General features: G+C 26.1%; 24 protein-coding genes and 1 tRNA gene. 4 read left to right on the forward strand and 21 right to left on the reverse strand.

What is annotated here, in order from left to right; all coding sequences use genetic code 11:
- The first annotated feature begins 74 nt into the window (after positions 1–74).
- The 4 genes from OCV55_RS02335 to OCV55_RS02350 all read left to right on the forward strand — a co-directional run bounded on the left by OCV55_RS02335 (position 75) and on the right by OCV55_RS02350 (position 3,020).
- Positions 75–1,481: an amidophosphoribosyltransferase gene (locus OCV55_RS02335; protein ID WP_032091708.1), complete on the forward strand. Its 1,407-nt coding sequence runs from the start codon at positions 75–77 to the stop codon at positions 1,479–1,481.
- 90 nt (positions 1,482–1,571) lie between these two features.
- Positions 1,572–2,501, forward strand: coding sequence for an aspartate carbamoyltransferase (pyrB, locus tag OCV55_RS02340; RefSeq protein ID WP_147579692.1), 930 nt, complete (start codon positions 1,572–1,574; stop codon positions 2,499–2,501).
- The gene (locus tag OCV55_RS02345; protein WP_147579693.1) at positions 2,501–2,923 is read left to right on the forward strand and encodes an aspartate carbamoyltransferase regulatory subunit; all 423 of its coding nucleotides are present in this window, start codon (positions 2,501–2,503) and stop codon (positions 2,921–2,923) included. Before pyrB ends, OCV55_RS02345 begins: the two co-directional genes overlap by 1 nt.
- A 21-nt stretch (positions 2,924–2,944) precedes the next feature.
- Positions 2,945–3,020: transfer RNA gene (locus tag OCV55_RS02350), tRNA-Thr, on the forward strand.
- Between the two features lie 46 nt (positions 3,021–3,066).
- On the opposite strand, the gene OCV55_RS02355 is transcribed toward OCV55_RS02350, so the two are convergent.
- The 21 genes from OCV55_RS02355 to OCV55_RS02455 all read right to left on the reverse strand — a co-directional run bounded on the left by OCV55_RS02355 (position 3,067) and on the right by OCV55_RS02455 (position 21,627).
- Positions 3,067–3,480, reverse strand: a complete 414-nt coding sequence (locus OCV55_RS02355) for a PD-(D/E)XK nuclease domain-containing protein (RefSeq protein ID WP_147579694.1) — start codon at positions 3,478–3,480, stop codon at positions 3,067–3,069.
- Between the two features lie 285 nt (positions 3,481–3,765).
- Positions 3,766–3,900, reverse strand: coding sequence for a hypothetical protein (locus tag OCV55_RS02360; RefSeq protein ID WP_256187806.1), 135 nt, complete (start codon positions 3,898–3,900; stop codon positions 3,766–3,768).
- Between the two features lie 54 nt (positions 3,901–3,954).
- Positions 3,955–4,719 (reverse strand): AAA family ATPase, encoded by a 765-nt coding sequence (locus OCV55_RS02365; RefSeq protein ID WP_267309771.1) that lies wholly within the window; start codon positions 4,717–4,719, stop codon positions 3,955–3,957.
- 394 nt (positions 4,720–5,113) lie between these two features.
- A complete protein-coding gene (locus OCV55_RS02370; RefSeq protein WP_118573534.1) occupies positions 5,114–6,559 on the reverse strand; it encodes an LCP family protein in 1,446 nt (481 codons plus the stop codon).
- A gap of 176 nt (positions 6,560–6,735) precedes the next feature.
- Positions 6,736–7,788: a hypothetical protein gene (locus tag OCV55_RS02375; protein WP_147579695.1), complete on the reverse strand. Its 1,053-nt coding sequence runs from the start codon at positions 7,786–7,788 to the stop codon at positions 6,736–6,738.
- 1 nt (position 7,789) lies between these two features.
- Complete coding sequence (locus tag OCV55_RS02380; RefSeq protein ID WP_147579696.1) at positions 7,790–8,191, reverse strand: YaaC family protein; 402 nt, start codon at positions 8,189–8,191, stop codon at positions 7,790–7,792.
- 59 nt (positions 8,192–8,250) lie between these two features.
- Positions 8,251–8,889: a YaaC family protein gene (locus tag OCV55_RS02385; RefSeq protein ID WP_147579697.1), complete on the reverse strand. Its 639-nt coding sequence runs from the start codon at positions 8,887–8,889 to the stop codon at positions 8,251–8,253.
- Positions 8,890–8,953: 64 nt separating this feature from the next.
- Positions 8,954–9,535, reverse strand: coding sequence for a hypothetical protein (locus OCV55_RS02390; protein WP_147323161.1), 582 nt, complete (start codon positions 9,533–9,535; stop codon positions 8,954–8,956).
- 267 nt (positions 9,536–9,802) lie between these two features.
- The gene (locus tag OCV55_RS02395) at positions 9,803–10,051 is read right to left on the reverse strand and encodes a hypothetical protein (RefSeq protein ID WP_147579698.1); all 249 of its coding nucleotides are present in this window, start codon (positions 10,049–10,051) and stop codon (positions 9,803–9,805) included.
- Between the two features lie 201 nt (positions 10,052–10,252).
- Entirely contained in the window at positions 10,253–10,627 is a 375-nt protein-coding gene (locus OCV55_RS02400) for a hypothetical protein (protein ID WP_118347789.1), read from the reverse strand.
- A gap of 90 nt (positions 10,628–10,717) precedes the next feature.
- Positions 10,718–10,999: a hypothetical protein gene (locus OCV55_RS02405; RefSeq protein ID WP_147357896.1), complete on the reverse strand. Its 282-nt coding sequence runs from the start codon at positions 10,997–10,999 to the stop codon at positions 10,718–10,720.
- A 325-nt stretch (positions 11,000–11,324) separates the two neighbouring features.
- The gene (locus OCV55_RS02410; RefSeq protein WP_147579699.1) at positions 11,325–12,557 is read right to left on the reverse strand and encodes a nucleotide sugar dehydrogenase; all 1,233 of its coding nucleotides are present in this window, start codon (positions 12,555–12,557) and stop codon (positions 11,325–11,327) included.
- 3 nt (positions 12,558–12,560) lie between these two features.
- A complete protein-coding gene (locus tag OCV55_RS02415) occupies positions 12,561–13,724 on the reverse strand; it encodes a polysaccharide pyruvyl transferase family protein (RefSeq protein WP_118347783.1) in 1,164 nt (387 codons plus the stop codon).
- Positions 13,725–13,730: 6 nt separating this feature from the next.
- Positions 13,731–15,110, reverse strand: a complete 1,380-nt coding sequence (locus OCV55_RS02420) for a lipopolysaccharide biosynthesis protein (RefSeq protein WP_158569611.1) — start codon at positions 15,108–15,110, stop codon at positions 13,731–13,733.
- Between the two features lie 4 nt (positions 15,111–15,114).
- Positions 15,115–16,353, reverse strand: coding sequence for an O-antigen polymerase (locus tag OCV55_RS02425; protein WP_267309772.1), 1,239 nt, complete (start codon positions 16,351–16,353; stop codon positions 15,115–15,117).
- Positions 16,334–17,203, reverse strand: a complete 870-nt coding sequence (locus tag OCV55_RS02430) for a glycosyltransferase (protein ID WP_118347777.1) — start codon at positions 17,201–17,203, stop codon at positions 16,334–16,336. Before OCV55_RS02430 ends, OCV55_RS02425 begins: the two co-directional genes overlap by 20 nt.
- On the reverse strand, positions 17,200–17,994 hold the full coding sequence (locus OCV55_RS02435) for a glycosyltransferase family protein (RefSeq protein ID WP_118347775.1): 795 nt from the start codon (positions 17,992–17,994) through the stop codon (positions 17,200–17,202). Before OCV55_RS02435 ends, OCV55_RS02430 begins: the two co-directional genes overlap by 4 nt.
- A gap of 2 nt (positions 17,995–17,996) precedes the next feature.
- A complete protein-coding gene (locus tag OCV55_RS02440) occupies positions 17,997–18,767 on the reverse strand; it encodes a glycosyltransferase family 2 protein (protein WP_118347773.1) in 771 nt (256 codons plus the stop codon).
- 9 nt (positions 18,768–18,776) lie between these two features.
- Positions 18,777–19,706: a branched-chain amino acid transaminase gene (locus OCV55_RS02445; protein WP_118306156.1), complete on the reverse strand. Its 930-nt coding sequence runs from the start codon at positions 19,704–19,706 to the stop codon at positions 18,777–18,779.
- Positions 19,707–19,719: 13 nt separating this feature from the next.
- A complete protein-coding gene (locus OCV55_RS02450; protein ID WP_147579701.1) occupies positions 19,720–20,403 on the reverse strand; it encodes a sugar transferase in 684 nt (227 codons plus the stop codon).
- Between the two features lie 12 nt (positions 20,404–20,415).
- Positions 20,416–21,627 carry a type III PLP-dependent enzyme domain-containing protein gene (locus OCV55_RS02455; RefSeq protein ID WP_118347771.1) on the reverse strand — a complete coding sequence of 404 codons (1,212 nt, stop codon included), beginning with the start codon at positions 21,625–21,627 and terminating at the stop codon, positions 20,416–20,418.
- Between the last annotated feature and the right edge of the window lies 1 nt (position 21,628).

The raw sequence follows: 21,628 nt of genomic DNA on the forward strand, positions 1-21,628 counted from the left end.
CTTTATCTTCATTTTGTTTTATGTTATCATATTTTTGTCATTTAGAGAACAAATGAAAAAGGAGAAAATTACATATGGGTGGTATGTTTGGCGTTGTCAGTCGTAAAGACTGTGTCACTGATTTGTTTTTTGGTATTGATTATCATTCTCATTTAGGAACAAAAAAAGGTGGGATTGCAGTTTATGGAGAAAACGGTTTTAACCGTGCAATTCATAATATTTCAAATTCACCATTTAGAACTAAGTTTGAAAATGATATTAAAGAAATGTCTGGAAAAATGGGGATTGGTTGTATTTCAGACAATGAACCTCAACCTCTTTTAATCAATTGTCGTTTAGGTAGTTATGCAATTGTTTCTGTAGGTAGAGTTGCAAATATGGAAGAATTGATTCAAGATGCTTTTGATAATGGGCATACTCATTTTCTAGAGATGTCTGGGGGAGAAGTGAATCAAACTGAATTGATTGCTGCAATGATCAATCAAAAGGATACTTATGTTGATGGAATTATCAATGTTTTAAGAAAAGTAAAAGGTTCTATTTCTTTTATGTTGATGACAAAAGATGGTTTGTATTTAGTACGTGATAAATTAGGAAGAACTCCATTAAATATTGGTAAGGGGGAAAATGGATTCTGTGCTTCGTTTGAAAGTCATGCTTATATCAATTTAGGCTATTCTTTATATAAAGAATTAGGACCTGGTGAAGTTTGTTTTATGACCAGTGAAGAAGTGAAAACACTTGTAGAAGCCAATGATAAAATGAAAATTTGTTCATTTTTATGGGTATACTATGGTTATCCAACAAGTTGTTATGAAGGACGTAATGTTGAAGAAATGCGTTATGAATGTGGTCGTTTAATGGCTCAAAGAGATGATATTAAAGATATTGATCTTGTAGCAGGTGTTCCTGATAGTGGAATTGCCCATGCGATTGGTTATTCAAATGAATCACATATTCAATATGGAAGACCTTTTATTAAATACACACCTACGTGGCCACGTTCATTTATGCCACAAATTCAAGCGGATCGTAATTTAATTGCAAAAATGAAATTAATTCCAATTGCTAGCTTGATTAAAGGAAAATCATTATTATTAATTGATGATTCAATTGTTCGTGGAACACAACTAAGAGATACAACTGAATATTTATATAACTCTGGAGCAAGAGCAGTCCATATCAGACCTGCTTGTCCTCCAATTATGTATGGATGTCCTTACTTAAACTTTTCAAGAAGTACAAGTGATATGGATTTAATTACACGTCGTGTTATTAGAAAACGTGAAGGAGAAAATGATATCAATATGTTAGAAACATATAGTGATCCAGATACTCCTGAATATAATGCAATGGTAGAAGAAATCCGTAAAGAACTTAATTTTACTTCTTTACGTTTTAATCGTTTGGATGATATGCTTCAAGCTATTGGACTTGATAGTGATAAGATCTGTACTTATTGTTTTAATGGTAAAAAATAATACGGAAAGAAATTTTCGTATTTTTTTAAAATATATTTAATAGCTTTCTAAGGAGTGCTATAATATTGAAGAAAAAAAAAGGAGACTATTATGAAATATTTAATTGACCCAATGGATTTAAGTGTAGAAGAAATTGATGAACTAATTGATATTGCGAATGATATTATTAAAGATCGTACACGCTATCAAGATGTTTGTCGTCATAAAATTCTAGCTACACTCTTTTTTGAACCAAGTACACGTACAAGACTTTCTTTTGAATCAGCTATGTTATCACTTGGTGGAAGTGTTTTAGGTTTTTCAAGTGCAAGCAATACAAGCGCTTCTAAAGGTGAAAGTGTTAGTGATACTATTAGTGTTGTTTCAAGCTATTGCGATATTATTGCAATGCGTCATCCAAAAGAAGGAGCACCTCTTGTTGCTACAAGAAAAAGTACAGTACCTTTAATCAATGCTGGAGATGGTGGTCATAACCATCCAACGCAAACTTTAACTGATTTACTTACTATTTATAGAGAAAAAGGTAGACTAGATAATCTAACAATTGGTTTTTGTGGGGATTTAAAATTCGGACGTACAGTTCATTCTCTTACAAAAGCAATGTCACGTTATAAAAATATTAAATTCGTGTTTATTGCACCACCTGAACTTAAAATTCCTGAATATTTAAAACATGATTTATTAGATGCTAAGAATTTAGATTATAAAGAAGTTGAAACGATTGAAGAAGTTATTGAAGATTTAGATATTCTTTATATGACACGTGTTCAAAAAGAAAGATTCTTTAATGAACAAGACTATATTCGTTTAAAAGATACATATATTTTAGATTTAAAGAAATTAGAAAAATCAAAATCTGATTTAATCGTTATGCACCCATTACCCCGTGTTAATGAAATTGCTATTGAGGTTGATGATGATCCAAGAGCTAAGTATTTTGATCAAGTTCAAAACGGACGTTTTATGCGTATGGCACTTATTTTAAAAATGTTAGGATTGGAAAATGAGGTAGAAAGATAATGAAGATAGATAGTATTAAAAACGGGATTGTTTTAGATCATATTACTGCTGGTAAATCTTTAGAAGTTTATAAAGCACTAGGATTAGATAAATTAGATTGTAGCGTTGCTATTATTAAAAACGTTAAATCTAATAAAATGGGTAAAAAAGATATTTTAAAAATAGATGAAGAATTTGCATTAGATTTTGATGTTTTAGGATATTTAGATCCTAATATTACTGTTTGTATTATTAAAGATGGTAAACTTGTTGAAAAGAAAAAATTGCAACTTCCTCAAAAAATTATTAATGTAGAAAAATGTAAAAATCCTCGTTGTATTACTTCAACAGAACAAGGATTAGATCATGTTTTCTATTTAGCAAATAAAGATAAACGTATTTATCGTTGTCTTTATTGTGAAACAAAAGTTGAAAAAAAATAGAAGCTTTGCTTCTATTTCTATGCTGGAGTAGCTCCAATGGTAGAGCAACTGACTCGTAACCAGTAGGCTGTGGGTTCGAATCCCATCTCCAGCACCATTATTAAAATCAACAAGCGTTGATTTTTTTATTATAATAACAAACATCAAATATAAACCTTTTCTTCCCATTTCATCATGACATCTTTACCATGATGGGCTAAGCCTATATAAATCACTTTTCCTTTTAAATCATAATCATATCTTCTATCTTTGATTTGTTGAATAGCTTCATTTGATAATTTATCCAATGCTTTTTCAAAATCTTTTTTATCTTCTTTGAAATACTTAAATTCAATAATAAACGATGTTTTCTTTTCATCATGAGCCTGGATAATGAGATCACATCTTCCTTTACATTCTTCTCGATTATAAATAACTTTATAGTTATCTGATAGACATAAACACATTCCTAACATCATCATATGATAACTGTTTTCATTATTTAAATCATGATGGTTTGGAATCATTAATACATTTTGATAATTTTTGAAAAAATCATTTTTGTTTTCAGCAATCAAATTGTCAACAATGCGATCATATTATACATTGTTCATTCCTAGTTGATGTTCCATTAATCTTATAAATTATTTTCTTACCTCATAATTTGGTATCGCAATTCTAAACTTTTCTTTTTTTGGATCAATTGCTTTTACTACTGTTAAATATCCAGCACTTACAAACATCCCCTATAAGTTAGGTGTATTTGCCACTTCATAAAAGCTTGTTTGAAGGACAACTCTTGTTTCTAGATAGTTATTCTTTATAAGTTTTTCATATTGTTTTTTAAAATCGTAGTCTGCTTTTTATATAGCTTGTTTAAGCATTGTATTAGCACTCGTATTGACCCAATAAGGAACAAGTACTTTTCTTCTTGCATAATTTAAAATAGACCATGGATTATAGATTTCTTTATCTCCCATTTTATAGCCATCATACATTTCTTTGACTTCTTCATCTAATTCTAAATCATAATATTCTAACAGTTCTTTGGTTTATTCTATACTGAATCCAAAATATTCACTATAATCATTATCAATTACTGTATACACATCTAAATTATTTAAATCACTGAAAATATTTTCTTTAGCCACTCTTTGAATTCCTGTAAGCATCGCATATTTTAAGCTGGTTGATGTTTTAAGAGAATTATGAAGCAATCCTGCAAGTCCTCCTCTTACTTCATCATAGAACCCTCCTGTATGTGCTTCTACAAATGGTGTATCATATTCATCAATGAATACCATAACTTCTTTTCCATAATAATCTTCCATTATTTCCATCAAGAATGAAATTGCATCATCTATTCCCTTAAGATTATTCTTGTTATTATCAGCTAATACTTCATAAAGTCTTTCATGATTTGTTTTCTTAAATCCCTTAAGATTTTCAAATACAAAATCATATTTATCCCATTGATTTTGTATTTGTGTTCTTATCGTTGAAACAACTGTTTCTTTATCTCTTTTGGCATTCGCAAAAGAGATAAAGATTGTTAGATATTGATTGATTTCAGCTACATAAGGTGTTTCCATGATTTTTGTACCTTTAAAGATTTCTTTAGAGTCTTTGGTAATATCAAAGAATTCTGCCATCATTGACATATTGATGGTTTTTCCAAATCTTCTAGGACGAGTAATCAATGTTACATCTGTTCCTCTATCTAAGAACTCTTTGATCATCAAGGTCTTATCTACAAAATAATAATTTCCTTCTACAAGTCTTGAAAAACTTTTCGTTCTTATTGGTATTTTCTTCATTTCTATCACCCTTTCTTTACATATTATAAACTATTTTAGAGATGTTTACTGATGAATATAAATTCAATTTTTAATTTGATCTATATTGAATATTTCATAGTTATGATTTTTAGCTTATCTAAATCTAATGGAAAATGGTAGTTGATTAAGTATATAGGAAAACTAGAGTAGAAAAATCACGATAACAATAAAAATAAAGGAGGAAAATCAAGACTGATCATCAGCCTAATTTTCCTCCTAAAAAACATTAGATATTTTAGAGGGAATATTGATTTCACATCAATATCCCCTTAATAATTTAAAGTGATTTTTCTAAAACACGCGATTATTTAGAGCGCTATATAATCAATGTTATCTATTATTACTCAGCGATCACTTTTAGCAACTAGAATAACTATTTCCCATTTAAGACATCTTTAATTGCTTGTAGATTTTCTTTAACACTATCATCATTTGGAATCATATAATAAAGTTTGCTATCAGGCATGTAAGCTCCACCTGTTTGCATAACTCCTGTTCCGGTAAATTGTTTTTGTTTAAATGTCCATGAAGCATTATCATTTATTTGCATTTTGATTAAATCTGTAATATCACTAGATGCCATATTTGTTTCAAAACATCCTGATATAGCTTTTAAAACACTACTATAATTAGTAATAACTGCAGGTGACATCATCTTATTAAGCATAGCCATTAAAACATCTTGTTGATGTTTTACACGTACATTATCTCCATCAGCAAATGAATGTCTTTCCCTTGAATATGCTAAAGCTTCTTCACCATTCATTTGTTGAAGACCTAATTTATAGGAATAACCACCCGCACTAAAATCTTGATCAACATTAACAGTAATACCACCCAATGCATCAACCATTGTAACCAATGATGTAAAGTTAACTCTTGCATAGTAGTTGATATCTGTTCCTAAAAACTTAGCCATTGTTTTAACCGTATTTTCAGGTCCAGCAATACCTGAATGCGTTAACTTATCCTTTTTTTGCATATTCGCAAGAGTTACGTAGTAATCTCTTGGAATAGATGTTAATAAAATCTTCTTTGTATTTGGATTAACAGTAACGATCATATTAACATCTGATCTAGATACTGTTGTAATACTTCCATATGTATCAATACCACTGATATAAATAATAAATGGTGTATTTGTTACAGAAACTCTTGTTGAAAAGTCTTTGACTTTTGTTTCTATGTCACTTGTCCATATTTCTTTAACTTCATTTTGAAAATCTGGATGATTTTCTTCAAACATACCATTATATGCTGTATTAATTAATATAGCATTAACGGTATTATTATAAAGATCATCCCCTAGTTTTGAATATGTCATAGCAACATCAAAATTCAAGCTTGATTCTTTCTTTTTAGCTTCAGCAATAACTTGATTCATATCTTTTTCTTTATCATATTGTAAACAATATTCAATCGATTCATTTTGTAATTCAGATAAACTGTCTATTTTACTACTTTTTAATACAACAATTGCATAATGTGTAGATTTCGTATTAGAATTCGTAATATCATCTAATGTTGAATAACCTTTATTGATCATTACTGATCCAAATACCATTAATACACTTAATATTAAACTTAATACTTTTCCAATAATCTCTCTTGGTTTTGTTTTACGATGATGTTCTTTTTTATTAGGTTTCATTAATGCATAATTAATAAAACCTAATAAAACAAGTATCATCCCAACCATAACAGCATATGTTGTTGGTAAAATATTAAGCTTAAAAATAAAAAATAATAATACTACTGTTGTAATGACCTGTATTCCTAATATTACAGGCCAAGATATAATTTTCTTTATATTTTCCATAATTCATTTCCCTTTTATTTCTATGATGGTATTATTATACACATAAATAATTAAAAATTAAACCCTTTTATGATTCGTATACTTTGATATCAGCTAAAGCAATATTCCTCGCCATTATATTTCATAAATATTATCTTTTTAACAAGATTCCTTATTTTATGTTCAAAAATGATAAATCAGTTTTTATAATCGATTGAATCCATCAATATAAAATATGGGTTTAACAAGTTATCAACAACTTGTAATGTCATATTACTTGTTTCACCTGTTTCTTGGTTAAAGCTCGATGTACATGTATGGATTATTCCAAATTCATGTATATTGTAATCTTGATTAGGATTACAATGAATTAATGCAATTTCACCTGCAATATTCGAATATTTTTTAGAAAAAAAGCCCAATAAAGTTACTTGAATAACTTTATTTATTACATTTTTATAATTTTTATCAATACTAATAATATTATCTTCACTAAATACAATAAGTTCTTCTCCTACAAGAGCTGTAAACAGTAAACTACAAGCATTTTCTAATGATTTTCTTAATGCAAAGAGCATTAAAAAATGTGCTATCAGTAATTCTGATTTTTCAAAATCTATTGGTCTTTTCTTTAATATGATTTTTGCACAATTGGGTACCTTATCTAAGGGGCACCTATCCATTTCTTTCTCTAATGACATAAACATTTTTTGAATCTCAATTTGGTCAATTTTTTCAATAAACATATTAACAGCAGAGTTTTTTACTTTTTTATATAAATCAGAATTTTTAAAAGAATCTACTGCATTTTTATATAAATCCTTATTTAAATATCCATTTTCTTTGATTGGAGAAATTTGTTTATACTTACTATACGGATCTAGCACTTTTGCAATCTTAGGATAATTATTTCTCATATCCTCGGTACAAAGTTTTATAAGAGTATAAATTGTTGCATGCGCTTTTTCAAATACTTTAATATCTTCTTTTATTGGAGATTTTGCCATTGGAAATATATCTTTATACATATCAAAATTTTCATTTGCAAAAAGATAACCATAAAATTGATTATTTCCATGTTTTGCTATTTGATGAAAAAAAATATTACTTGGAATTTTTTCTTCAATATTTTCACACATAAACAACTTTTCAAGGGTTTCTTGAATAATATGTAGAGAATCATTCTTTTTTATTTCATTACATAATTTAAAAATTTCTGAACGAAAATCATTAATATTTTCTTTCTTCATGTTATTTCATCATTCTCCTTTTTTCTTCTATATCATATATTTCATTTCTAACTAATTCTTTTACATCATGTTCATTAACATGCTTTATTGTTTCATTTGTAGAATAACGTTGTGTAACATATGTAATATCATCATTATTTATAATATTTAAAACAATATTAGGTATTATTCTTCTAGAATAATATATGAATTTTTCAAATAATAATCGTTCTCCTGTTTCATCGTTCAATACAAATGGTCCCCATATTTCTGGATGATAACGACATAATGAACCCATGATAAAAAGTGCTGAGTACATATTAAACAGTTGCGGTAAAGTGATCAATTGTCCATTTTTTTCTATTCCAGCTTGTAAATATGGTTGCCCAGAAAATGAAATTTTCTTTATATTTTTTCCTGTCATCCTTTTTCTTAAAATCAAGTAATTTCGATTTGTTTCCTTTTCATATCCTGTTTGATAATCTAAATAATTTTTTTAAAATCCTCTACATTATTCAAAACATTCAAAATAGATTCCATTATTTCTTTTTTTGCATATATTTTCTCAATCAAGCCCGTAGATGTATTATATAAATCAAGTAATAAAGTATTTCCTATTTCTTTTTCATAACATTTCTTATAATCACGATCAATCTCAACAATAGCTGATAAAAATTCTTGCATTTTCCATTCACCGTATTTTGTTAAGTCCTTATCAAATCCAATAATTTTAGCAAATTGATGAATTCCTCCAAAATTATAGTCGTTAAAACGTACACTTGCTTCAGATATATAATTATCTATTGTTGTATGTAATGTAGCCATTCCATGATTTTTTATTTCTGGTCTAATACCTTTTTTTAGAGAACACAGTCCTAGAAGTAAATTAGTAGATCCATAATATAAAAGAAGTGGAGATATCTGTAAATTTACAGTTTTACTTGCTTTAAAATATTCATTCGCTTGTAAAAAAGAACCAATTATCGTATTAATTGTATCTTCACTTTTCACTAAATTATGTTCTTCTAAATATCTTTCTACATTTGCCTTATAAGAAAATTGCATGAGCTCTTGCCATAGATCATTTTCTGGATTTTCAGTAAAAATTTGTTTATTTGGCATATTTAATTTCCTCCATCAAATTTTTTAATAAAGAAAATAAATTTTTTCTTATTAATTTGCTTTTTTATAACTTTGAAAACGTTTTTTTAATTATTCTTATTATAAAATCAAATATACTATTCTTTTCCTTTATTTCATTGTTAATACTATTAATCCTACTTGACATATGATTCATTTTTTTATTTAAATTTTTAATTTCATCAAAAACATTATTATTCGAAGAAATCATATCGTCAATTTTTTGTTTACATTCATTATTTTCATTGGTGTTTTTTCTTGTTTGTTGAACCGAGCCTCCCATTCCAATAAGTGAAACACCAAATGCAATTATTGATAATCCATCAATAATTGCAGATAATTTTGCATTTATTAGCATTTCATTTAATCCTATAATACTAAACAATAAACCCGTTGCAAAAAATATACTTGGCAAGTATTCATTTATAAATATACAACAATTTAAAATTATTTTATTTTGTTTTTTGTTGTCTTCTTTTGAATATTGTTTACTAAACCAATATATAAAATAAACATATATTGAAATTATTAAAACAGTAGAAAATACTGGATGCATCCCAAAATTGATAACTAATTTATATTTATTCAAAATAAAAAAAATAATAAAACTTGATATAACAATTCCCATAGTATTCTTTCCTTTCATATAAAAAGTATAATAACATTTTTACAAAAATCCTCTTGTTGCCATTTACATTTTGTACAAAACAAATAGCTAACATTTTCATTATATAACCTGTGTTGTCTTTTTTCTATATATTGTTACCTAATGGACATTTTTAGCAACTAAAACAACTATTTACCATCTAAGACATCTTTATTTGCTTGCCCATTTTCTTTAAGTAAGTGCAAAATAAAAAGCTAAATAAAAATATAGCGTTCTAAGAACTGATATCTATATCAAATACATCAATTTCTTCATCTTTATAAAGTAATCTTTTAAAAGTACTTTAAATAATTCTAATTTACTATTATATTTAGGATAAAAGATATCATGAATACCTGATGCATTTTTTTTTGCTAATTGATCATTAGCTAAATTCGTTTGATCTGTTTCTACATGATTATCTTCATTTGTAATCGTAAAAACATCACATGGAACATGTAAACTAAATCTTATAACTAATAAAAATAAACATGCCATAAATTTTTATCTTTTCATTTTCACTTCTATATAGGAGTCAAAAATTAATACTCTTTAAACATATACCCGCTGTCTTCTTTACTTTCCCTTTAGCCTCATTATCTTTTATCTCGATAAAAAACACAAAAACATGCAACCGCTTATATTCATGTGTGAAAAATAGGTGTATCTTTTGTGGTGATACACCTAGAATATTCAATTTCATTCCAAAATCTCTTTGTTATTGCCATCAACACCTATTTTATACGTAATACCATTCTTCCTATAATAGATGTATTTATCTTCTACTTTTTCTATTTCATAATCAAAGGTATCCTCTCCATCTAAAACTACACGTTGTGAACCATCTTTTTTAGCTTTTATCAATTGATTAGTAATATAATAAATCCAACCATTGTCACCTATATCATTCATTACTATTTTTTCAAGCCCGCTTGCAGGATTACCTAATTCCATTTTAAAATTCTTATAATAAACCCATCCTTTTTTTATCTTATAATCAAAGTGACTACATTTTAAAATATCACTTGACACTTCATACGCTGCAATTATTTCATTAGACCCATCTAAATTCATTCTATGAAGAGCATGTCCTTCAATACCAACTCCTGTAGTATCAAAACAATAAACATAATAAATATATTTATCATCAACTATTTGAAAATCTTATAATTCTGTATCTAGTAATCTTTGGTTTTTTCCATCTGGTCTTGCAACATATAAATAACCATGTGATTGAACAGACAATGTCGAATCTAAATAATAAACACAATTTTTAGAAACCGTATAAGTATAACAAGCTTGTTCATTTACTTTTCTAGCAATATATGTACCATTTTTGTATCTATACAGAGCAGGATAGTATATTGGCTTATCAGCGTATTTACTTCCAATTGTATCCTCAGTATTGTATATAAAATACGTCCAATTCCCAACCTTCTTCTTCATTTTCATATCCACTTCAATTGGATAATTTTTTTTATTATTATCATCCATAAGGATGATATCTTTTTTATTAGTGGAAGAATTAAAAAAAATTGAAAAATCTGAATTACCTATTATGCAAAACAACACTATAAGTACAATTATTACTCTTTTTTTATTATTTTTAAAAAAATCATATATTTTCTTAACCCATTTCCATGATAATTCCAATGAATTAAAAAAATCACCAAATTTAATAACTATTAAAACAATGAAAATTACCCAAATAAAGACTTAGGCTTTATAGAAAAATTCTTATAAAATAAATCTAAAAAATCCATATTAGAAACTAATCTCTTCTAAATAAATCTCTTGTATATACTTTTTCTTCTACATCATCTAGACAACTATCATAGCGGTTCGCTATGATTGCTTGACTTAGTTCTTTAAATTTATTTAAGTCATTTACTACTTCACTTCCAAAGAATGTTGTTCCATCTTCTAATGTTGGTTCATAGACAATAACCTTAGCTCCTTTAGCTTTGATTCTTTTCATGACTCCTTGGATTGATGACTGTCTGAAGTTATCGCTGTTTGATTTCATTGTTAATCTATATACTCCAACAATTACTTCATTTTCTTTTTCTTGATTATATGAATCATTTGCTTCATACGCTCCTGCTTTTTCTAATACTTGATCTGCAATGAAATCTTTTCTTGTTCTATTACTTTCTACAATGGCTTCAATTAAGTTTTGTGGGACATCTGCATAGTTAGCTAATAATTGTTTTGTATCTTTTGGTAAACAATATCCCCCATATCCAAATGATGGATTATTGTAATGTGATCCAATTCTTGGATCTAGACATACTCCATTAATGATTTGTTGTGTACCTAATCCTTTTAGTTCTGCATAGGTATCTAATTCATTGAAAAAAGATACTCTTAATGCTAGATATGTATTAGCGAACAGTTTTACTGCTTCTGCTTCTGTAAATCCCATAAACAATGTATCAATATCTTCTTTGATGGCTCCTTCTTGTAATAGTGATGCAAATGTATGTGCTGCTTCTACAAGTCTTTCATCATTCATATCTGTTCCTACAATGATTCTTGAAGGATAAAGATTATCATACAATGCCTTTGATTCTCTTAAGAATTCAGGAGAGAAAATGATATTCTTGCTTCCTGTTTTTTCCCTGATGCTTTGTGTATATCCTACAGGTATTGTACTTTTAATGACCATAATGGCATTTGGATTGATTTCCATTACCTGTTCTATTACATTTTCTACTGCACTTGTATCAAAGAAGTTCTTCTTTGAATCATAGTTTGTTGGTGCAGCAATGATAACAAAAACAGCATCCTTATATGCATCTTCTGCATTTAAGGTTGCTGTTAGATTTAATTCTTTTTCTTTTAAATATTTTTCGATATATTCATCTTGAATAGGACTAATACGATTATTAATCTTATTCACCTTATCTTCTATGATATCCACAGCCATCACTTCGTGATGCTGTGCTAATAATGTAGCGATACTCAATCCTACATATCCTGTTCCTGCGACTGCTAGTTTCATTTTCTATTCATCTCCCTTAAATAATTGTTTAGTCTTCTTTTCAACGTTTGGAAGAATAAAATTATAATATCTTGATTTTAACATATCACTTAAATCATCTCTTTTAAAAATAATAGATTCAAAAAGATTACTTAAATTATTATTAGAGTATGCATCTAGATTATTTAAATTAATAACATATTCTTTCATTTGCGAATAATTAGCTACTTCATTCATTTTATTCTCATATGAAAAAGTATAAAAAGGAATAAAATTTTTAGAAGCTAAAACACAACCATGATATCTCATTGATACTACAAATAGACTTCTAGAAATTTCATAATCATATTCTTGAAATTTTGTTAATCTAGGAACTACTATATTTCTTTCATTAACTCCATTTTTTATTAGCAATTCTTTCATATAATTACAATATTTATATTCACTTTCTAAATTGAAATGAGGCAGTATTTTTATTTTTAAATTATTTTTTTTTATAATTTTGGAAATAATCGGCAATACTTTACTATTAAATTTTTCATCTATATTATTTTTTTTAAAATAAGGATGCCAATCATCAAAATGAGCAGGAATAAAACTAATATAACTACTTTTACTCATATTCTCTAATGGACTTAATAAAAAAGCACTATCAGTTCCTAGTGTACTTTCAATGCCTATACTATCCAAGTATAATTTAGATTTCTTTTCTCTTACATTTACATCTGATCTATTTAAAATATATTTTGCAATACTGTCAAATATTATACTTTTACTTGAATTAATAGTATTATAATGAAAAACTGGTATTTTTTTTTCTTTAACAACAATCAATAATCTTAATAGATATCGATAATCTTTATATATTCCTATACTTGCACCACATGGGGAAACAAAAATTATGTCAGAATTATTAATAATTCTAATCCATTCATTTAATTTTTTATTTTTTACTATTTTAGACCCAAACAAATAATAAGTAATTAAATTTTTTAAACCTACATTTTTTAAAGAAATATCTGGTTTATGTATAATTCTAGAATCAGTAATTGGTAAAATTGAATCAGATGCATAAAGAACAGTCACATTTTCTACTTCTTCATATTGTAGTATTCTGTTAAGCAATCCTGCTCCTGCTGCTTCATCTCCAAAATTGTGTCCTTGTTGATTTACAATTGTTATATTCATAATCTTCTATTTTTTCTCCTTAAAACATATATTTACTAACGATAGAATGAAATTTTTATTTATCATTAAAACAAAAATAATCAAAAAAACATTTATAATCATATATACAATATTAAAGTCAAAATATCTAATATAAAAATAAGAAAACATTAAAAATAATAATTGTATAATTAATGTTTTAAAATAAAATGTCTTTTTTACTATACTTTTTCTTTGGTTAAAATATCTAATAGTATAAAGAATTATATATGAAATCATTGTAGAAAATGATGCGGCAAATAATCCAATTTGTTTTATTAATAATAAATTAATTAAAATATTAAATATTGCTGAAATTGTTGTAGAAATGCCTACTATTTTATTTTTTCTATTTGAAAGTAACATATTTCCTAAATATTGTGATAAACAAAGAAATATGGTACCTGATAAAAGAGATGGAATATATTTCATACTAGCAATATAATCATGAGGTAAAAAAACACCATATACAATCGGTACAAACATTATTATTAAAAGCCCAACACAAGATAAAATTCGAAATAGTTCATTAAATAATTTATCATAAAAAATAATATCACTTTCCTCATTTTCTAAAAATGCCATTTGTTGAAAAGATAAATTAAATACAGAAAAAAAAGAAGTTAATAGTGTAGGGATTTTATAAGCCATAGCATATAATCCATTATATTTAACACCTAGAAACAAATTTATAATCAACCTATCTGATGCATTTGTAACCCACCATGAAATTCCATTAGGTATAAGTGGTAATGAATATGATAGCATTTTTTTTAAATTATAATCACCTTTATTAGTAATTCTAAAAATATCATATTTATAATATACAATGCCAATGCATATCAAAAAAGAGATTGAATATGCTAAAAGGACATATTTTATATTATGTTGAAAACATTTTAAAAATAATGGAGCTAGTACTAAAAAAGTAAAAGAATTAATAATATTACATATAGAATATAATTTAAGATTTTGTAAGCCTCTAACATATTCAATAGTAAAGTTAAAAATTATTTGTAATAATGTATAAATAAAAATATAAAATTTATACTGTGTATTAATAAAAATCAATATAACTATAAAAATAATAACATTTAATAATATTGACATTATGGATTTTAAATAATATTCATTTGCATTTTCTGGATTTTCTAATATCTTTCTATACATTGCTTGAGATAATTCCATAGTAATAAAAGGCAGTGCTAAACTAACATATGTCAAAATAACATCCAAACTACCATATTGTTTTGTTGATAAAAAATTTGCTAATACAAAAGCAATTATAAATGCTGCACCTTTAGAAACAATAGCTCCCATACCAATTATTAATGTATTTGTTGAAATGGTTTTTAATTTATTATTCAATATTTTATCCTCCATTCTTAATCATAATCATCTTTTCAACATAAAAAACAAAAATAGGGAATATCCAATAAAAAGTCATTCTTCCCATCCAAGTAAAAAATGAAAGTAATAATGTCATATTAAATATTAAATACATACACAAATTAAATAAAGAAAATTTCTGAAAAACTTTATTATATGTTTTTGAAACTACGAAAGAATAAAAAAATAATAATAATATACATCCAATATAACCAAAATCAGCAAAAAACATTCCTGGCAAAGTATAAACAGTAGAATCATCAAAACCTACATCTATATCTCCAAATGTTTCATAACTAAATCCAATAAACTTATATATTGGGCTAAATGTTTTGCTTCCATAACTATAATCAATTTCTTGATCCATTAAGGATTTAAATGCTAGACACGGTGTTACAAAATACGAAACTGTTTTAGCTACTATAACATTATCAATTCCCTCAATTGAACTATCTTGATTTTGATATCCTCTTTGCGTTCCTGTTACTATCAATGAAAGGATAATAAATACTATTACCAACACTATTAATCTTTTCTCTTTACGATTTATTTTGATTATATTTGAAAATATAAAAAAAATTCCTATTACAAATATTAAGTCAATAAAAAAAGCCATTTTTGATAATGTAAAAATAGCATGAAAAAAGGATAATATAATATTTATTAGTAAGTAGAAATATTTTTTTTCACAGAAACATAAAAATGCACTTATTATTAGTCCTAATTCAGCAAAATAATTTAAAATATTTGTGATTAATGCAAAAACTATTCCTATGTTATTTGAATAATTCAAATATGCAAACCTTAACCATTCAACATTACCAAATAACATATTAATTGATGCACCTAATCTATTAACAACATAAATATCATAAAATATTTGCATAATACGAAATAACAAACAAAAAATTATCATTTTTTTCATTTTACTTTTATTTGTTGAATAATACTTATGAATTTGTTTATATAAATCATCATTATTGTTTCTTTTCGAAAACATTAAAAAAAATAAATTCCCACTTATAAAAATTAAAATAACAAATATATTTGTTGCCATACTAAATTTTTTTGTTGAAATTAAAGCTGAATTAACTATAACAGTAATCCAAATCCAATTAAACAAAAGCAATGGTGAAAAATATGTATTTGTTTTTTTCTTTAAATATTTATATAAAAATACCATAAATATTATTAATATAATATTAATCAAAATTATCTTCATTTTTTTCCTTTCTATCAAGCAGATAAGCAAATCCATCATTAATACCTAAAAAAATCATTTTTAATTTTGTATATTTTTTCTGTTCAAATAATAATTTTATAAAATCTTTTACTAATGATTTTATAACTTTTATTATCACAACTCTATCCTTATAATCTTTTATCATAAATAATAGATTTCTTGTTCTGTAATAATATCGCATAGGTGATTGATGATAAATGCAGATTTCTCTTCCAAAAATCTTTCTCAACTCTATTTTTCCTATTTTATGTTCCATATCGATACCATTCAATATAACTATTTTATATCCGTTTACTTTTAGCCTTAAACAATATTCATTATCTACTTGATCTATAAAATAATCCTCTCTCATTTTTCCTATTTTATTAAATATATCTATATTAATCAAAGACCCAGAACTTATAGTTTCATCAACAAGTATTTCACTTTCATTAAATACAAATTTTTGCTTTTGTGTACCTATATCGTAATAATTAGTACTTATAATTCCTATATCATCAAGTTTTTCTTTTTTATCTAAATACTTTATATACTTATTACTTAATGAATATGTAATTATTGTATCTTGATCTAGTGTAATAGCCCATTTTAATCCAATAGAATTTAAATAATCTAATCCAATATTCTGAGCTTTGGCTATTCCTAAATTTTTACAATTTGGAATATATTTAAATTTTTTTCTATCTAAATTTTCAAACTTTTTATTTCTAAAATTTGAATTATCGACAATAACTATTTTTTCATAATTATTATCATTTGAAATATTATCTATCAACTTATCTGTTCTTATATCTGGGTTATAACATACAATTACAATTCCTATTTTCATAATTTTCTATACCTTTTATAATAATAAATAAACGAGTCCCTTAAGAAATTATATTCATTAATATTTGAAATACTCATTGATCCGTCTTCAAAATGTCTTACTATAATATTTTTATCATACTTTATTTTTATATTGTTCTTTTTAGCAAATAATCCTAACAATGCCTCTTCATAAAATAAAAACATTTTATCATCAAATTTAAAATTGTAGTATTTTATAAAATTATAATTCAAGATTATACATGCACCATGACATGCATAGATATAATTATTATGATTTCTAAATAAATACTTTATAATCTTATTTATAAAAATACCCACATACAAAAACAATTTAATATCATGTTTATACCCTATATACATTAATTTTTCAGAAAATATATTTTCTTTCACCCAATATGGATTTTGCAATTTATTATTATTGGCAATTATTTGGGGAGCAATAATCATTTCAGAATCGCATAAATTTTCTATTCTTAATGTGCTAATAAACTCAACATCTGGATTACAAATAATAATATATTTATATTCATACATATTATTTGCATATTCTATTCCAACATTATTCCCATATCCATATCCTTTGTTATCAATCTGAATGTATACTAGTTTATTTTGAAAACAAATATTTTCTATATCTTTGGATACTTCATCTGAATATTTGGCATCTATAACAATAATTTTATAATTACACTTTACTTTAGATTTCGTATTAATAATAAAGTTTTGTAAATCATCTATATTTCTATAAACTAAAACCACAAAAACTATTTCAACATCAATTTTTCTCATCTCTATTCTCCTAAATATTTTTTTAAAGCATTTATTATAAATCTAAATGTATTCAAACAAACACGTAATTTATTTATTTCTTCATCTTGTGTTTGAATTTCCCAAATTTGTTTAATGCTTTTAAATTTATTTGATGATAATGAATTACTACTTATACGATATTTAACAAGTGCTTCATTAATGCCTCTAGCAATGCATCCATTTCTTAATAACATTAACCAAGTTGCATAATCTTGTCCACCTCGCCTTAAAGGCATTCTAAAGTCACCTAAAATAGTTCTATCGATAATAACTGACGATGTAGCTATTATTGTATTATGTAACAAATATTTGTAATCACACGTTTCTTTAATATTTCTTTTATTCTTTAAAAGATTGTCATTTTCATCAATCATTTCAATTGCCGTATATGAAAATGGACAATTTCTTTTCTTCATTAACTCAAGTTGTTTAGCAACCTTATTTGGATACCAAATATCATCACTATCTAAAAAAGCAACATATTGACCAGTTGCTAATTCTAATGCTTTATTTCTTGCTGCGCCTGCACCTTGATTTGTTTCTTGTAAAAAGTAAACAATTTCTGGATATTTTTGTATATACTCTTTAATAATATTAGCTGAGTCATCATTTGAACAATCATCAACTAAAACAATCTCTATGTCTTTGTATGTTTGAACAAGAATAGAATCTAATGTTTTTCTTAAATACTTTTCTGCATTATAAATTGGTATAATTACAGATACTTTTCCTTCTATAAATTTTCTATCCATAACTAACCTCTATTCATAAATTGGAGTTACCCATTGCTTAAATTCTTTATCTTTTCCTTGAACAGCATCTAAATATTTTAAATGTATATTTTTTGTAATATTTCCAGTATCACCATTTCCAATTGTATATCGATCAATACTTAAAACAGGGGTAATCTCCATCGCTGACCCACATAAAAAGGCTTCATCACATGTGTAAAGTTCTGTTCTATCTATTGATCTTTCAATAACTTTATATCCCATATGCTTTGCTAATTGAATCACAGTATCTCTTGTAATACTTTCTAGAACACTATCTGTAAGTTGTGGAGTAATAACTGTATTATCCTTAATCATAAAAAAGCATGATCCAGGTCCTTCTGCAACCTTTCCAACTTCATTTAAGAAAAGACAAGTATCATATCCATTTCTTAAAGCTTCTCTTTGTCCTACTCTACTATTAATATAATTAGCGCCACATTTAATTCTTGGTGAAAGAGTTTCATCACTAATTCTTCTCCAAGAAGTAATACAACAGTTTAACCCTTTTTTATTATATTCAGCACTTGTTCTTCCTCTAGGAATTGGTGCAACAAACATTTCTACTGGTCCCTCTGATCCCCATGATCCAAAGCCATCAACAAATAAAGTTTGTCTTACAGATAAATTTTCATCATATTCGTTTGCTTTAATGACATCTTTTAAGGCTTTTGTAAAATCTTCCTTTGTATATTTACAATCTAATTGTAACAATTTTGCTGATCTTAATAATCGATTATAATGATCATCTAAACGAAATGCATATAATTGATTTTCATCTTCATTCCAATAACATGGAATTCCTTCAAATACATTTAAACCAAATTGTGATGTTGGTGATAATACATTGATTTTTGCATCATTGACATTTAATATTTCACCTTTTAACCATATTCTTCTATTTTCTACATCATATTTCATTGCTTATCCTCCTCTAATCTGGTAAGTGTGCAATTCTAATAATTTCTTCTTCTGCTAATTTCGCAGCTTCGATATCATCTAAAGATTCATCTGCTTTATTTTCATAAATATTTTCTTTTTTAAACACTTTTATTACTGAGTCAAATAGAATCTTTATATCTAATATAATTCCATACTTTTTAAATCCATCCACATATTGATTATCATAGGTTACTTTTTCATCCCAAGAAATATCATTGCGACCCTTTACTTGAGCCAAACCAGTTAAGCCTGCTTTGACTTGAAACCTTTTTTTATACTTTTTATTTAATGTTTCAAAATCGCCCAATTCATAAGTAACGCATGGTCTGGGTCCTACGACAGACATATCTCCAAAAAATATATTAAACAATTGAGGTAATTCATCTAAACTACTCTTTCTTAAAAATTTTCCTACTTTTGTTACTCTTGGATCATCTTTATAATTAAATAATCCTGCACCCATTTTTTCAGCATCAACTATCATTGAGCGAAATTTATACATATGAAATACTTTTCCATTTGTTGTTCTTCTACCTTGTTTGAAGAAAATAGGTCCTTTAGAATCTTTTTTTATAGCAATAGCAATTATTATCCATAAAGGAATCAAAATAATAATTGCTATGCCTGATGATACAATATCAAACAGTCTCTTTAAAAATTTATTAATAGCTACCAAATCTATTTCCTCCTATAATTCAAACGTATGAAAAACATCTTCGAAATTTTCAGCACGTTTAATAACTTCTGTTTTACCTTCTGAAATATCTAATACAGCGAAATTAGGTAAAATAAACGGAGGTTTCATAACTAAGGAATACGATCCGCAATTACTAATAACAATCGCATCATTTATAGCTAATTTTCCATTAAAATTTCTATAAATAACATCAGACTCAATACATGTAAATCCGACAAAATCTAAATCTTTATATTCATCTTGCTCATTTGACATATTGATTATTTCTATAGGAGGATTAACACCAGTCATACTAATATTTTTTTGACTTCCTAATACTGTTGCAAATGATTTTCCTCTTATATTTTTTATTGTTTTAACTGTCCCAACGAATTTCATACAATCACCAACTAAAGCTGAACCTGGTTCTATAATTAATTCTGGTTGATTATCTTTATCAGAAAATCTTTCAGCAAATAATGTTGCTACTGCATTTGCATAATCTTGATAATTAGGAATATTAGATGTAAATTGTTCTTTCAAAGAATTTTCCATTTTCCCAAACAATCCACCACCAAGATCAATTCTTTGTGGGACAATGTTTAACCTGTCAATCAAATCTAACATTCCTTTTGCTTTTTCAGGCCAATATTCTAATTGTCTTTTAGCAAAATGGCATTGTAAATTGATTAGATATAAATTATCTCTTTCCCTAATTAAATCTAATACATCTTGAAATTCTTTACTCTCTACATCAAAACCAAATCGAGAAATAACACCATCTTGAACATCATAATTGCAACGAACACCAACATTAAATGTTACATCTTCATGCTTTTTTGATAATTCATAGATATATTTTCCTTCATCAATAGAATCAATATTAACTGTGCCACCAGCTAATAAAAAAGATTCTAGTTTTTCTTTATTTTTAATTGGACCATTCCAAATAATTCTATTTTCCTTAACCCCAATTCTCATAGCTAATGCAGCTTCCATTTCAGAAACAACTTCAGCATATCCACCTAATTCATTAACAATTTTACATAATCTAGGTGTATAATTTGTTTTATAAGAATATGCAATATTAAAATTAGAATAAATACTTGAAAAAGCATTTTTTAATTCAGTATAGTTACTTCTAAATTGTTTAGAATCTAACAAATAAAAAGCATCTCCGTATTCTTTTCTTAAATCACTTATAATTTGTTTGTTTAATTTCATT

Origin of the sequence: [Clostridium] ammoniilyticum, assembly GCF_025566905.1 — a bacterium.
Taxonomy (GTDB): domain Bacteria; phylum Bacillota_I; class Bacilli_A; order Erysipelotrichales; family Coprobacillaceae; genus Faecalibacillus; species Faecalibacillus intestinalis.

Bases quoted from the DNA above. Each gene is read 5' to 3' on its own strand.
- OCV55_RS02335 (WP_032091708.1), top strand. From the start codon at position 75: ATGGGTGGTATGTTTGGCGTTGTCAGTCGTAAAGACTGTGTCACTGAT.
- pyrB (WP_147579692.1), top strand. From the start codon at position 1,572: ATGAAATATTTAATTGACCCAATGGATTTAAGTGTAGAAGAAATTGAT.
- OCV55_RS02345 (WP_147579693.1), top strand. From the start codon at position 2,501: ATGAAGATAGATAGTATTAAAAACGGGATTGTTTTAGATCATATTACT.
- OCV55_RS02360 (WP_256187806.1), bottom strand. From the start codon at position 3,900: ATGTATGATGGCTATAAAATGGGAGATAAAGAAATCTATAATCCATGG.
- OCV55_RS02365 (WP_267309771.1), bottom strand. From the start codon at position 4,719: ATGAAGAAAATACCAATAAGAACGAAAAGTTTTTCAAGACTTGTAGAA.
- OCV55_RS02370 (WP_118573534.1), bottom strand. From the start codon at position 6,559: ATGGAAAATATAAAGAAAATTATATCTTGGCCTGTAATATTAGGAATA.
- OCV55_RS02375 (WP_147579695.1), bottom strand. From the start codon at position 7,788: ATGAAGAAAGAAAATATTAATGATTTTCGTTCAGAAATTTTTAAATTA.
- OCV55_RS02380 (WP_147579696.1), bottom strand. From the start codon at position 8,191: ATGACAGGAAAAAATATAAAGAAAATTTCATTTTCTGGGCAACCATAT.
- OCV55_RS02385 (WP_147579697.1), bottom strand. From the start codon at position 8,889: ATGCCAAATAAACAAATTTTTACTGAAAATCCAGAAAATGATCTATGG.
- OCV55_RS02390 (WP_147323161.1), bottom strand. From the start codon at position 9,535: ATGGGAATTGTTATATCAAGTTTTATTATTTTTTTTATTTTGAATAAA.
- OCV55_RS02395 (WP_147579698.1), bottom strand. From the start codon at position 10,051: ATGGCATGTTTATTTTTATTAGTTATAAGATTTAGTTTACATGTTCCA.
- OCV55_RS02400 (WP_118347789.1), bottom strand. From the start codon at position 10,627: ATGAATTTAGATGGGTCTAATGAAATAATTGCAGCGTATGAAGTGTCA.
- OCV55_RS02405 (WP_147357896.1), bottom strand. From the start codon at position 10,999: ATGAAGAAGAAGGTTGGGAATTGGACGTATTTTATATACAATACTGAG.
- OCV55_RS02410 (WP_147579699.1), bottom strand. From the start codon at position 12,557: ATGAAACTAGCAGTCGCAGGAACAGGATATGTAGGATTGAGTATCGCT.
- OCV55_RS02415 (WP_118347783.1), bottom strand. From the start codon at position 13,724: ATGAATATAACAATTGTAAATCAACAAGGACACAATTTTGGAGATGAA.
- OCV55_RS02425 (WP_267309772.1), bottom strand. From the start codon at position 16,353: ATGAAGATAATTTTGATTAATATTATATTAATAATATTTATGGTATTT.
- OCV55_RS02430 (WP_118347777.1), bottom strand. From the start codon at position 17,203: ATGAAAATAGGAATTGTAATTGTATGTTATAACCCAGATATAAGAACA.
- OCV55_RS02435 (WP_118347775.1), bottom strand. From the start codon at position 17,994: ATGAGAAAAATTGATGTTGAAATAGTTTTTGTGGTTTTAGTTTATAGA.
- OCV55_RS02440 (WP_118347773.1), bottom strand. From the start codon at position 18,767: ATGGATAGAAAATTTATAGAAGGAAAAGTATCTGTAATTATACCAATT.
- OCV55_RS02445 (WP_118306156.1), bottom strand. From the start codon at position 19,706: ATGAAATATGATGTAGAAAATAGAAGAATATGGTTAAAAGGTGAAATA.
- OCV55_RS02455 (WP_118347771.1), bottom strand. From the start codon at position 21,627: ATGAAATTAAACAAACAAATTATAAGTGATTTAAGAAAAGAATACGGA.